This window comes from Streptomyces ruber, assembly GCF_014648075.1.
GTDB lineage: Bacteria > Actinomycetota > Actinomycetes > Streptomycetales > Streptomycetaceae > Streptomyces > Streptomyces ruber.
Map to the genome: position 1 here is coordinate 897,225 of NZ_BMQK01000001.1, position 12,408 is coordinate 909,632.

General features: G+C 70.8%; 14 protein-coding genes. 6 read left to right on the forward strand and 8 right to left on the reverse strand.

What is annotated here, in order from left to right:
• Positions 1-117 precede the first annotated feature (117 nt).
• The gene (locus IEZ04_RS04160; RefSeq protein WP_189215192.1) at positions 118-783 is read left to right on the forward strand and encodes a GNAT family N-acetyltransferase; all 666 of its coding nucleotides are present in this window, start codon (positions 118-120) and stop codon (positions 781-783) included.
• Positions 784-787: 4 nt separating this feature from the next.
• Positions 788-1,012 carry a hypothetical protein gene (locus tag IEZ04_RS04165; protein WP_189215193.1) on the forward strand — a complete coding sequence of 75 codons (225 nt, stop codon included), beginning with the start codon at positions 788-790 and terminating at the stop codon, positions 1,010-1,012.
• 190 nt (positions 1,013-1,202) lie between these two features.
• On the opposite strand, the gene sodN is transcribed toward IEZ04_RS04165, so the two are convergent.
• Positions 1,203-1,598: a superoxide dismutase, Ni gene (gene sodN / locus IEZ04_RS04170; RefSeq protein ID WP_189215194.1), complete on the reverse strand. Its 396-nt coding sequence runs from the start codon at positions 1,596-1,598 to the stop codon at positions 1,203-1,205.
• Positions 1,599-1,743: 145 nt separating this feature from the next.
• Here sodN and sodX point away from each other — a divergent pair, with 145 nt between their 5' ends.
• Positions 1,744-2,178, forward strand: a complete 435-nt coding sequence (gene sodX / locus IEZ04_RS04175; protein ID WP_189215408.1) for a nickel-type superoxide dismutase maturation protease — start codon at positions 1,744-1,746, stop codon at positions 2,176-2,178.
• Here the strand turns inward: sodX and IEZ04_RS04180 are convergent.
• Complete coding sequence (locus IEZ04_RS04180; RefSeq protein ID WP_189215195.1) at positions 2,082-2,711, reverse strand: CGNR zinc finger domain-containing protein; 630 nt, start codon at positions 2,709-2,711, stop codon at positions 2,082-2,084. The two genes, sodX and IEZ04_RS04180, sit on opposite strands and share 97 nt — an antisense overlap.
• A 139-nt stretch (positions 2,712-2,850) precedes the next feature.
• On the opposite strand from IEZ04_RS04180, the gene IEZ04_RS04185 reads away from it, so the two are divergent.
• A complete protein-coding gene (locus IEZ04_RS04185) occupies positions 2,851-3,621 on the forward strand; it encodes a class I SAM-dependent methyltransferase (RefSeq protein ID WP_189215196.1) in 771 nt (256 codons plus the stop codon).
• A 147-nt stretch (positions 3,622-3,768) separates the two neighbouring features.
• On the opposite strand, the gene IEZ04_RS04190 is transcribed toward IEZ04_RS04185, so the two are convergent.
• The 3 genes from IEZ04_RS04190 to IEZ04_RS04200 form a co-directional block, all read right to left on the reverse strand.
• On the reverse strand, positions 3,769-4,581 hold the full coding sequence (locus IEZ04_RS04190) for an amino acid ABC transporter ATP-binding protein (RefSeq protein ID WP_308429775.1): 813 nt from the start codon (positions 4,579-4,581) through the stop codon (positions 3,769-3,771).
• Positions 4,578-5,519 carry an amino acid ABC transporter permease gene (locus IEZ04_RS04195; RefSeq protein ID WP_189215197.1) on the reverse strand — a complete coding sequence of 314 codons (942 nt, stop codon included), beginning with the start codon at positions 5,517-5,519 and terminating at the stop codon, positions 4,578-4,580. Before IEZ04_RS04195 ends, IEZ04_RS04190 begins: the two co-directional genes overlap by 4 nt.
• A 68-nt stretch (positions 5,520-5,587) precedes the next feature.
• On the reverse strand, positions 5,588-6,568 hold the full coding sequence (locus IEZ04_RS04200; protein WP_189215198.1) for an ABC transporter substrate-binding protein: 981 nt from the start codon (positions 6,566-6,568) through the stop codon (positions 5,588-5,590).
• Positions 6,569-7,200: 632 nt separating this feature from the next.
• Between IEZ04_RS04200 and IEZ04_RS04205 the strand changes: the two genes are divergently transcribed.
• Positions 7,201-8,427 carry an NAD(P)-dependent malic enzyme gene (locus tag IEZ04_RS04205; RefSeq protein ID WP_189215199.1) on the forward strand — a complete coding sequence of 409 codons (1,227 nt, stop codon included), beginning with the start codon at positions 7,201-7,203 and terminating at the stop codon, positions 8,425-8,427.
• A 429-nt stretch (positions 8,428-8,856) separates the two neighbouring features.
• Entirely contained in the window at positions 8,857-9,822 is a 966-nt protein-coding gene (locus tag IEZ04_RS04210) for a zinc-binding dehydrogenase (RefSeq protein ID WP_189215200.1), read from the forward strand.
• 63 nt (positions 9,823-9,885) lie between these two features.
• Here the strand turns inward: IEZ04_RS04210 and IEZ04_RS04215 are convergent, their stop codons facing one another.
• The 3 genes from IEZ04_RS04215 to IEZ04_RS04225 all read right to left on the reverse strand — a co-directional run bounded on the left by IEZ04_RS04215 (position 9,886) and on the right by IEZ04_RS04225 (position 12,352).
• Positions 9,886-10,938: a PadR family transcriptional regulator gene (locus IEZ04_RS04215; RefSeq protein ID WP_189215201.1), complete on the reverse strand. Its 1,053-nt coding sequence runs from the start codon at positions 10,936-10,938 to the stop codon at positions 9,886-9,888.
• A gap of 1 nt (position 10,939) precedes the next feature.
• Entirely contained in the window at positions 10,940-11,851 is a 912-nt protein-coding gene (locus IEZ04_RS04220) for a DUF4097 family beta strand repeat-containing protein (RefSeq protein WP_189215202.1), read from the reverse strand.
• A 318-nt stretch (positions 11,852-12,169) separates the two neighbouring features.
• Positions 12,170-12,352 carry a DUF6104 family protein gene (locus IEZ04_RS04225; RefSeq protein WP_019075209.1) on the reverse strand — a complete coding sequence of 61 codons (183 nt, stop codon included), beginning with the start codon at positions 12,350-12,352 and terminating at the stop codon, positions 12,170-12,172.
• Positions 12,353-12,408: the final 56 nt, after the last annotated feature.

The window sequence follows — 12,408 nt, forward strand, 5'->3', positions numbered from 1 at the left end:
CGCGGTGCCGCGCCCCCGACCGCGCGCGTTCCGCCCCTCGTGTCCCGATCTGTTGTCGTACCCGCCCATTAGGCTGCAACCGCCGGACACGCGCAGCATGTTGGAAGGGCGGACACCATGGGCGTGAGAATCCGCACGGCGGACCAGCACGACCACGAGACGGTCACCTGGCTCCTCGACCGGGCGTTCGACGACGATCCGGTGAGCGTCTGGCTGTTCCCCCAGGCGGGGCACCGCCGGACCACGCATCCCCGGCTGATGGCCGCCTTCGTCGACATGGTGCTGGCCCGGGGGCGCATCGACATCACCGAGGACGGCACCGCCTGCGCGCTGTGGCTGTCCGTACCGGCGGGAAAGGGCGAGGGGGGCGAGGAAGCGGCCGACGACCCCGCGCAGTTGCGCGCGGCGCTCGACCCGGACAACGAACGCATGGAGCTGGTCGGCAGGCTGACCAGCGAGGCCCACCCGGAGGGTCGTGCCCACGAGTACCTGTGGCTGATCGCGGTGGCGCCCGAGTGCCAGGGCGAGGGCCTCGGCACGGAACTCCTCCGGTCCGTGCTCGACCGCTGCGACCACGACGGGGTGCCGGCCTATCTCGAGGCGAGCAACGTGCGCAGCCGCACGCTGTACGAACGGCTCGGCTTCGTCTTCGGGGGCCGTACGGTCGACCTGCCGGACGGTCCCCCGATGTGGCCGATGTGGCGCGAGCCGCGGATCCCGGCCCGCGGCCCGTCCGCCCCCGTACGGAGCGCGGGCGCCGGACCGGGCCTCGCCCTACCCTGAGGGCATGGACAGCAACGAGCAAGCCTGTCCCGTCTGCGGACAGCCCGTGGCGATGGTGGTACGGCGGCGCAAGACGCTCGGCGCCTTCGTGCCCGTCTGGGGTCCCGGTGACTGCCGGAACCCGGAGTGCGGCGCGCACACCGAGCCGGCCGGGGGAGACGCCCGGAAGCGGTCCCGGGAGCGGGCGGCGGAGGACATCGGTGAGGCGCCCGGGGAGCACGCGCTGTAGCGGGTGCGCGGGTGTGCGGCGGAACCGTGGGCCGAGAGCCGGGAAGCGGGGGCGAGCACGTGGAGAGGAGGGGCGGTGACACACGGGGACGGCGAAGGGGCCCGGCCGAGGTGTCGGCCGGGCCCCTCCCCGGAGGTCCGCGGACCCGCGAGGGTGCACCACTCGCCGGTCGTCGCGGAGCGGGCTCCGGTCAGGCCTTCTTGGTCTCCCAGAAAATCTTGTCGATCTGGGCGATGTAGTCCAGTGCCTTCTGGCCGGTCGCCGGGTCGGTCGACGCCTTCGCGGCCGACAGGGCCTTGAGGGTGTCGTTGACCAGCTGGTGCAGCTCCGGGTACTTCTCGAAGTGCGGCGGCTTGAAGTAGTCGCTCCACAGCACGGAGACGTGGTGCTTCGCGAGCTCCGCGCGCTGCTCCTTGATGATGGTGGCGCGCGTCTGGAAGTGCGGGTCGTCGTTGGCCGCCATCTTCTCCTGGGTGGCCTTCACCGACTCCGCCTCGATGCGGGCCTGGGCCGGGTCGTACACACCGCAGGGCAGGTCGCAGTGCGCGCTGACCTTGACCTTAGGCGCAAACAGGCGGGAAAGCATGTAGCTGTCCTTCCTCGTGATCGTCTTCTCAGGTGCGACATTACTCCGTGGGAGACGCGATTTCGCGAGTGCCCCCGGCGGCTTAGGACAAAAGTCCGGGGTCAGACTGGGACTGGTGGAGGAACGGACCGGGGAGGTGCCGGGGATGCCGGAGCTGTCGCAGGAGACCGAGCGTGCGAGGGCCCTGCTGCCCTTCGGGGTGGCGGAGGTCACGGGTCCGTCGATGGTGCCCACGCTGCGGCACGGGGACCGTCTCCTCGTCCACTACGGGGCGCGCGTGCGGGTCGGCGACGTGGTCGTGCTGCGGCATCCGTTCCAGCAGGACCTGCTGGTGGTGAAGCGGGTCGCCGAGCGGCGCGAGGGCGGCTGGTGGGTGCTCGGCGACAACCCGTACGCGGGCGGGGACAGCACCGACTACGGCACGGTGCCCGAGGACCTCGTCGTCGGCACGGTGCGCCTGAGGTACCGGCCGCGGAGCGGGTCTCAGTTCTCGCCGGTCGCGCTCGTGCGCTGGCTGTTCTCGTCGGTGCGGCTCGTGTTCGCCGACCGGTCGGCCTCCAGGCGTTTGCGGGCGCGGTAGGCGGCCACGTTGGCGCGGGTCGCGCAGCGGTCCGAGCAGTAGCGCCGGGAGCGGTTGGTGGAGGTGTCCAGGTAGGCGTTGCGGCACGGTGCGGCCTCGCACAGGCCGAGCCGGTCCACGCCGTACTCGGTGAGGTGGAAGGCCAGTCCCATCGCGGCGATCGCCGCGTACCCGGCGGTCGCGTTGGACGGGTGGTCCGCCAGGTGCATGTGCCACAGCGGGCGTCCGTCGTCGTCCCGGAAGTCGTGGCCGGAGATCTGCGGGCTCACCGGGAACTCCAGTAGCAGCGAGTTCAGCAGGTCCACCGCAAGGGTCTCGTCCCCGCCGTCCGCGGCCTCGAAGACGGCGCGCAGCCGGCCCCGGACCGAGCGGAAGCGGGTGACGTCGGCGTCGGTGGCGCGGCGGGCCGCCGACTGGTTGCCTCCGAAGAGGTCGCGGACGGCCCCCACCGAGGTGAGCGTGTCGGTGCCCCGGAGTGGTTCCTCGGTGTTGACGAGACGGACGGCGTAATCCGAGTAATAGGCCAGTTCCACTTGTAGTCCTTACGAGGGGGCTCTATCGTCGTGCGTACGAGGTAAGTAACGGTTGAAGGCGCTTTCAGGGTATTACGCGGTCCGGTGCGTCACCCGGACGGCACGGACAGCGCGTGCGGCGTTGACGAGAGGGCTTGCATTGACCACCTCCACCCCCCGACCCACCGGCACCGACTGGCACGCCTGGCAGGAGAGCTGGGACCGGCAGCAGGAGTGGTACCTCCCCGACCGCGAGGAGCGGTTCCGGGTGATGCTGGACATGGTCGAGGCGTTCGCCGGGACCGCGCCCCGCGTCCTCGACCTCGCCTGCGGCACGGGAAGTATCACGGCCAGACTGCTCGCCCGGTTCCCAGAGGCGACCAGCACGGGCGTCGACCTCGACCCGGCCCTCCTCACGATCGCCGGGGGGACCTTCGCCGACGACCCGCGGGTCTCGCTCGTGACGGCCGACCTCACCGACCCCGCGTGGGTGAGCCGGCTGCCGTACGACTCGTACGACGCGGTGCTCACCGCGACCGCCCTGCACTGGCTGCGCACCGAACCCCTCGCGGCCCTCTACGGTCAGGTCGCGGACCTCGTCCGCGACGGCGGTGTCCTGATGAACGCGGACCACATGCCCGACGGGAACACCCCCCGGATCGACGCGGCCGAGCGCGCCCACCGCCACGCGCGCATGGAGCGCGCCAAGCGGGACGGCGCGCTCGACTGGGCCGAGTGGTGGCGGCTGGCCGCCGAGGACCCGGTCCTCGCCGGGCCCACCGCGCGCCGCTTCGAGATCTACGGGGAACACGCGGAGGGCGACACCCCGTCCGTCGACTGGCACACCCGCACGCTGCGGGAGGCGGGCTTCGCGGAGGCGCGGCCGGTGTGGCGCTCGCCGTCGGACGCGCTGGTGCTGGCGGTCAAGTAGCGGGAGCGCGCGGTATTCACGGGGGAGACGCGCGTGACGGGCGGGCGGTACGGGCAGAGGCGGTACAGCGGTCGTGGTACCACCCCGGTCCGTACCACTGCCGTCCGTACCGCCCCTGTCCGTGCGGGCCCTCGCGGGCACCTGTCGTCAGAGCACCTTCGACAGGAACGACTTCGTGCGCTCCTGCTGCGGGTCGGTCAGGACGTCACGCGGGTTGCCGGACTCGACGACCACACCGCCGTCCATGAAGACGAGGCTGTCGCCGACCTCACGGGCGAAGCCCATCTCGTGGGTGACGACCACCATCGTCATGCCGGACTCGGCGAGGTCGCGCATGACGTCGAGGACGTCGCCGACCAGCTCCGGGTCGAGGGCCGAGGTCGGCTCGTCGAAGAGCATGAGCTTCGGGTCCATCGCGAGCGCCCGGGCGATCGCCACGCGCTGCTGCTGGCCGCCGGAGAGCTGCGAGGGGTAGTTGCCCGCCTTGTCGGCGAGGCCGACGCGTTCCAGCAGCTCCGTGGCCCGCTCCCGGGCCCTGGCCTTGGCCGTGCCCTTGACCTGGACCGGTGCCTCCATGACGTTCTCGACGGCCGTCATGTGCGGGAACAGGTTGAAGCGCTGGAAGACCATGCCGATGTCCCGGCGCTTGAAGGCCACCTCGCTGTCCTTGAGCTCGTACAGCTTGTCGCCCTTCTGGCGGTAGCCGACCAGCTCGCCGTCGACGTAAAGACGTCCGGCGTTGATCTTCTCGAGGTGGTTGATACACCTGAGGAAGGTGGACTTGCCGGAGCCGGAGGGACCGATGAGGCAGAACACCTCGCCGGTCCGCACCTCCAGGTCGATGCCCTTGAGGACCTCGACGGATCCGAAGGACTTGTGGACGCCCTCGGCCTTCACCATGGCGGGGGCGGCGGCCGGGGCGGCCGTGGTGGACGAGGCCCCGGTGGGGGACTGCGTCATGCCGTGACTCCCTTCGGGCGGCGCGCGGGCAGGACGGCGGCCCTGAAGCGCTGGAACGGGGTCGGCGGCAGGGTGCGGCTGGAGCCGCGGGCGTAGTACCGCTCGATGTAGTACTGCCCGACGCTCAGGATCGAGGTCATGATCAGGTACCAGGCGGCGGCGAGGAAGTACATCTCCACCGAGGAGCCCGCGTTCTGGCCGATGTCCTGCGCCTGTTTGAACAGGTCGAGGAACTGCACCGCCGAGACGAGCGAGGTCGTCTTCAGCATGTTGATGACCTCGTTGCCCGTGGGCGGCACGATCACGCGCATCGCCTGCGGGATCACGATCCGGCGCAGCGTCTTCACATGGCTCATGCCCAGCGCGTGCGACGCCTCGGTCTGGCCCTCGTCGACCGAGAGCAGACCGGCGCGGCAGATCTCCGCCATGTACGCGGCCTCGTTGAGGCCCAGGCCGAGCAGCGCCGTCAGCAGCGGCGTCATGAAGGACGACCAGTAGTCCTTGTAGATCGGGCCGAGGTTGATGTACTCGAAGACCAGGCCCAGGTTGAACCAGACGAACAGCTGGACCAGGACCGGGGTGCCGCGGAAGAACCAGATGTAGAACCACGCGATCGACGAGGTCACCGGGTTCTTCGACAGGCGCATCACGGCGAGCACGATGCCGCCCACGATGCCGATGAGCATCGAGAGGATGGTGAGCTGGAGGGTGTTCCAGACACCGTCGAGGATGCGGTCGTCGAAGAAGTACTCGGGTATCGCGTCCCAGTTGATCTTGCCTTGCGCGAAGGCGTAGACGACGGCGCCCAGCAGGGCCAGCGCGACGGCCGCGGACACGTACCGCCCCGGGTGCCGGACGGGGACGGCCTTGATGGCCTCCGGTCCGGCGGGAGGTGTCACATCGGCGCAACCGTCCGTCTTGTTGACGTCAACAGTCATGGGTGGTGCCTCTCATAGCCTCGTGCCTCACAGCCTCTTGGCTCATGGCCAGATTCGGGCGGGCGGGCTCAGGAGCCACCGTTGATCTTCACTTCGGTGATCGCGCCGTCCGCGACGCCCCACTTGTCGACGATCTTCTGGTACTCGCCGTTGTCGATGATCGCCTGCACGGCGGCCTGCAGGGCGTCACGCAGCTCGGTCTTGTCCTTGGCCACGGCGATGCCGTACGGGCCCGCCTCGACCTGGTCGCCGACGATCTCGAAGTAGGCGCCGTCACCGGCGTTCTTCACCGAGTACGCGGCGATCGGGAAGTCGGCGGAGACGACGTTCGCGCCCTTGGAGCGCATACGGGTCTCGGCCTCGGGATTGGTGGGGAAGTCCTCGATCTTCAGTTCCCCCTTGCCGTCCTCCGTACACTTCTTCGCCTGCTCCTTGGCGAGGTCGTGGGAGAAGGTGTTGCGCTGCACGGCCATGGTCTTGCCGCACAGGTCGTCCCAGGTCTTGATGCCTTGGTCGTCGCCCTTGTTGGTGTAGAGCGAGACACCCGCCGTGAAGTAGTCGACGAAGTCGACGCCGTCGCCGACCTTCTTGCCGGTGTCGGCGTCGACGCCCTCCTGGCGCTCCTTGGTGTCGGTCATGGCCGACATGGCGATGTCGTAGCGGTTGGAGGCGAGACCGGTGATCAGGGTGTCGAACGTGGCGTTCTGGAACTCGAACTTCACACCGAGCTGCTTGCCCAGCGCCTCGGCGATGTCGGGGTCGATGCCGACGACGTCGCCCTTGTCGTCCTTGAACTCGACCGGTGCGTACGCGATGTCCGAGCCGACACGGAGGACGCCCTTGGCGCGGATGTCGGCGGGCAGCCTGTCGGCGAGCGGGGCCGCGTTCGCGCTGCCGCTCGCCGGGTTGCCGTCGCCGCCGTTGCCGGCGTCGTTCTTCGTCTGGTCACCGCAGCCGGTGAGCAGCAGGGCGCCTGCGACCGCTATCGCGCCGGCCGCGGCCGTCCGGGAGCGCATGGAGGTCGGGCGGCGGGTGATGCCTGCGGTCATGGTGGTGTCCTCCGGCGGGGTGGGTGGGCTCGGCGGGGTGTGTGGTTCCGGCGAGGTGGGTGAGGGACGCCGGACCTGCCGAACGGTCGTGTCGTGGGGTCGGCGTCAGCACACGTCATCGGGCGCCGCGACCTGAAGTGATTACGGCATCTTGCCATTCGGACTGGGGCGTTCAAGCGATCTGATATGTCAAAAATGGATAACGGGTGACCGGTGACGGCCTTACGGGGCTCCGGTGCGCCGCGGGGCGTGCGTGACCGGTCGCGAACTCGGTTGCCACCGAGTGGGGTTGGTCACGAACCGGGGCGGTCGCGAGCCCGGTCGACGCGGTCGTTGTGGACCATGTCACGAACCCGCCGGGCGGTTTTGGCATATCCGGCCAAGAGAGCTGTCGTCGGCGTGTGACCTTTGCGTTGTGGACTCGTCGGCGGTGCCGTCCGTCCGGTAAGAAGGTTGCTTACACCCCTCATCCGGGGCTCAGGGCGCGTGTGCGGCGCGCCCGTCGCGCTCGTGTCCGTACGTCTCGGCCATCCGCCCGTGCGTATCGGCCTTTCGGGCATTGCGCGGTCCCAACCACTCCCTGACCGGGAGCGGCCACCCTCACACCATGAATACCTAAGGGGTAAATCAAAGTGGCAGCGGAGATTGTCAATCCTCGCACCGAGAACAGTGGTAATGCCCAGGAAGGCGGGGCGGAGCCCCTGGATTCCTTCGACCCGGCCTTCGCCCTCCACCGCGGCGGCAAGATGGCCGTGCAGGCCACCGTGCCCGTCCGGGACAAGGACGACCTGTCCCTCGCGTACACGCCCGGTGTCGCCCGTGTGTGCACCGCCATCGCGGAGCAGCCGGACCTCGTTCACGACTACACCTGGAAGTCCTCCGTCGTCGCCGTGGTGACGGACGGCACGGCGGTGCTCGGGCTCGGTGACATCGGGCCGCAGGCTTCCCTGCCCGTGATGGAGGGCAAGGCGATCCTGTTCAAGCAGTTCGGCGGCGTGGACGCCGTTCCGATCGCGCTGGACTGCACGGACGTCGACGAGATCGTGGAGACCGTGGCCCGGCTGGCGCCGTCGTTCGGCGGGGTCAACCTGGAGGACATCTCGGCGCCCCGGTGCTTCGAGATCGAGCGCCGGCTGCAGGAGCGGCTGGACATCCCCGTCTTCCACGACGACCAGCACGGCACGGCGGTCGTGACGCTGGCCGCGCTGCGGAACGCCGCGCGGCTGTCGGGGCGGGAGCTGGGCGACCTGCGTGCGGTGATCTCGGGCGCGGGCGCGGCCGGGGTGGCCATCGCCAAGATGCTCGTCGAGGCCGGTGTCGGTGACGTCGCGGTCGCGGACCGCAAGGGTGTCGTGTCGGCCGACCGGGACGACCTGACGCCGGTCAAGCGGGAGATCGCCGGACTCACCAACAAGGCCGGGCTGACCGGGTCGCTGGAGTCGGCGCTCGCGGGTGCGGACGTCTTCATCGGGGTCTCCGGCGGTACGGTGCCGGAGGCGGCGGTGGCGTCGATGGCCGAGGGGGCGTTCGTGTTCGCCATGGCCAACCCGAACCCCGAGGTGCACCCCGAGGTCGCGCACAAGTACGCGGCGGTCGTCGCCACCGGGCGGTCCGACTTCCCGAACCAGATCAACAACGTGCTCGCGTTCCCCGGGATCTTCGCCGGGGCGCTGCAGGTGCGGGCCTCCCGGATCACCGAGGGGATGAAGATCGCGGCGGCCGAGGCGCTGGCTGCGGTCGTGGGTGACGATCTGGCTGCCGACTATGTCATTCCGTCGCCGTTCGACGAGCGGGTGGCGCCGGCCGTGACGGCTGCGGTGGCCGCGGCGGCCCGTGCCGAGGGTGTGGCTCGACGGTGAGGCGTTGCCGGAGCGGTCGGTTCGGTCGGGCCGGTTGGTTCGGTCGGGCCGGTCGGTTCGGCCGGTAGGTCGGTTCGGTCGGGCCGGTCGGTTCGGCCGGTGAGCCGGTATGTGGTTGGGCTTGGGTCTCGTCCGTTCGTGTGGGCGGGGCCCTCGTCTTTTCGTGCGTGCCGGGGGTGGGCGCCTGCTGTTCGGGGTGGGGCGGGTGCGCGCCGGGGGTGTCCGTGCCCGGTCCGGCGGGCTGTCCGCCTGGGGAGGGCGGCCGGTGGTCCGCGCCGGCCGCTGCGCGCGGGCACCCCCCGGCACGCCCCCTTCCCGCCGTACGCGGCTGCCGCGCCGTCGGGCTGTCGGTGTTCCGCCCCGCGCGGGGTGCGTGTCACAGGGACGGCGGGTTCCCCCGGGTGGGGGCGGGTCCCTAGGGTCGGAGCCATGTTCGCTGCTTACGCTGCTCGAATCGACCGTGACGAGCCCCTGCGAGGGCTTGAGTTGGGGGAGCGTCCGGCTCCCGTGGACCGGCCTGGCTGGACGACCGTGAGGGTGCGGGCGGCCTCGCTCAACCACCATGACCTGTGGTCGCTGAAGGGCGTCGGGCTCGGTGAGGACAAGCTGCCGATGATCCTCGGGTGCGACGCGGCCGGCGTCGACGAGGACGGCAACGAGGTCGTGCTGCACTCGGTGATCGGACAGAGCGGTCACGGGGTGGGACCCGATGAGCCCCGGTCCATTCTGACCGAGCGCTACCAGGGCACGTTCGCCGAGGCGGTGTCGGTGCCCCGGTGGAACGTGCTGCCGAAACCCGCTGAGCTGTCGTTCGAGCAGGCCGCCTGTCTGCCCACGGCCTGGCTGACGGCGTACCGCATGCTGTTCACGAACGCGGGGGTACGGCCGGGGGACTCGGTGCTGGTGCAGGGCGCCGGTGGGGGTGTCGCCACGGCCGCGATCGTGCTGGGCAGGGCCGCGGGGCTACGGATCTTCGCGACCAGCCGTGACGAGGCCAAGCGGAAGAGGGCCGTGGAGCTGGGGGCCGTCGAGGCGCTGGAGCCGGGGGCGCGGCTGCCGCAGCGGGTCGATGCCGTGCTGGAGACGGTGGGCGCCGCCACCTGGTCCCACTCCGTCAAGTCGCTGCGGCCCGGGGGGATCCTCGTCATCTCGGGGGCCACCAGCGGTGACCGGCCTGCCCATGCGGAACTGACCCGGATCTTCTTCCTGGAGCTGAAGGTGGTCGGTTCCACGATGGGCACGAAGGACGAGCTGGAGGACCTGCTGTCCTTCTGCGCGGCCACCGGGGTGCGGCCCGTGATCGACGAGGTGCTGCCGCTGGACCGGGCGCGGGAGGGCTTCGAGCGGCTGGAGGCCGGTGATGTGTTCGGGAAGATCGTGCTGACGGGGGTCTGAGGTGGGGGGAGGGCAGGGGGCCGAGGGCGGGTGTGCCTCCCCCGGCCCCTCCTCCCGCTTCTCTCACCCCTTGGGTGCCCGCAGGGTGGCTCCGATGTGGGCCGCTGCCGTGGAGAGGTGACGACGGGCGTCGCGGAGCTGGTCCTCCGTGATGCCGTGGTCGCGGGCCGCGTCGCGGATGTCGTCGCGGAAGCGGTCCAGCAGGCGGTCCAGGTCGCGTGCGGGGTCTCCGGTGGAGGGCTCGTGGGCCCAGGCGGGTTCGTATGTGCCGGGGAAGTCCTCCGGGGTGGTGGAGTAGTCGGGTCCGCCGTCCGTGTCGGTGGGGCGTTGTTCGTCCGTGCGGCCGAAACCGAAGTCCTTGCCGAAGCCCCTCCCGAACTCGCCGAACTCCTTGGCCAGTTCGGTGATGCCCTCCCGTACGCCGGTCGGCCAGTCGCCCTGGGTGAAGTGGTGCTGGACCTGCTCCTGGACGCGCTGGGCGATGCGCTGCAGCTCCTCCTGGGCCTGGCCGCGGGCCCACTCCTGGGCCTCCTTGGCCTGGCGCCGGGCGCGCTGGGCCTCCTCGCGGGCCCGCCGGCTCTCGTCCTTGGCGCGCCGGGCCTGCTCCTTCCACTCCTGCCTCACCCGCCGCATCTCCTCCTTCGCCGCGCGCCAGGCATCCTTGTCGGTGTGGTCCGGACCGGTGTCGCCCAGCGGGCCGTGCTCCCCGTTGCCGTCCCGGGAGCTCTGCCGGGCCTTCGAGGCGGCCGCGCGCATCTCGCGGCGCAGATCGCCCGCCGCGCCGCGGACGTCGGCACGGATCTCGGCGGCCAGTTCGGCCACCGACTCGCGGATCTCCAGCTCCAGGTCGGCCAACTCGCCCTGCCGCTCGGACAGTTCCGCGCGGCCCGCGTCCGTGATCGCGTACACCTTGCGGCCGCCCTCGGTGGTGTGCGTGACCAGCCCCTCGGCCTCCAGCTTGGCCAGGCGCGGGTAGACGGTGCCCGCCGACGGCGCGTACAGGCCCTGGAAGCGCTCCTCCAGGAGGCGGATCACCTCGTAGCCGTGGCGCGGGGCTTCGTCCAGCAGTTTCAGCAGGTAGAGGCGGAGGCGTCCGTGGGCGAAGACGGGGGGCATGTCAGAGCACCTTCTTGTCGGTCGGACCTGGGGACGCGGTGTCACCGGGCGCGGCGGGCCCGGTCTTCGGGGCGGTGTCCGGTGCCGCGTCCCATGGCTCGTCCTCCGCGGGGGGCCTGCGGAGGAGGGCGATCGAACCCGAGACGGTCGTCGCCCTCAGGCGGCCCGTACCCGTGCCCAGGCGGCCGGTGATCCTGTGGGCGCCCCAGGGGCCGTGCACCCGGAGGCCGTCGAAGGCGTTGGAGATCGTGCCGCTCGCGGTGTTGGCCTCGACCTCCGCGTCCGTGGGGTGGGGGAGCCGGACGGCGATCTCGCCGGAGACGCTGGTGAGGCCGACGTCCGCCGGGCGGCCCGTCGGGTCGAGGTCGAGGACGATCGAACCGCTCACCGATTCGGCCTGCACGGTCGGGCAGGACCCCTCGATGACGGTCAGGTCGCCGGAGACGGAGCTCAGCCGCAGGTCACCGGTGACGCCCTGGGCCTCCACGGCGCCCGAGACGGTGGTCGCGCGGACCGGGCCGGACAGACGCACCAGGGTCGTGTCGCCCGAGAAGCCCTTGACCTCCGTGCGCCCGTCCATCCCGGAGACGACGGCGGTGGCGCCGATCACGCCCACCTCGACCCGCGTACGGGCGGGGACGGCGAGCGTCACCAGGGCATTGCGGCGCCGGCCCTTGCCGTCGAGCCACTTGAGGAGGCCCTTCCAGGGGAGGTCGTCGTACGCCACGGTCAGCGTGCCGTCCTCGTACGTCACGGTCAGGGGCGGGCCCTCGACGTCGGACACCTCCAGGCGGGCGGGGCCCTCGTCGGTGCCTACGACGTTCACCGTTCCGTTGACGACGCGCACGTGGAGTGTCGTCACGGGGTCGTCGAACGTGAGCTTCCGTGGCTCGGCGACGGACCACTCGGACATGGTGCTGACCTCCTCGGCGGGGTGCACGGCACGGTGGGCGGGTGTCGTCGGGCCATGGGAGACGAGGCGTGGAGCCGCGTGGAGCCATGAGCCGAGTGACGCGCCATATCGTGTCTTTCGGTATTCACGATATATCGCGGTTCCGGGTTGTCAAGGCGTGGCGGGGTCCGGTTGCCGGTGGATGGCGGTCGGGAGTTGGGATGAATGCGGGCAAATCGCCCGAGCTCGGCACGCCGGTGTCGCTGGGTGGCGGGGTACGGCCCGCGGCTGAGCGGTCGGGGCGCGGCGGTCCGCGTCACGGGCGGTGGCGGGATCCGCTCACTCGTCGTCGTCCTCGTCGTCCAGCCGTGCCAGCCATGTCGCGAGGCGCTCCACCGGTACCTCGAAGTCCGGGTTCAGGTCGACGAACGTCCGCAGCTGCTCGGCGAGCCACTCGAAGGTGACCTCCTCCTCGCCGCGCCGCTTCTCCAGCTCCTCGATGCCGCGGTCGGTGAAGTACATGGGTGGTGCTCCGTCGGGTCGGTGGAGGGTGGAGGCCCTTCCTCGCGGGAAGAACT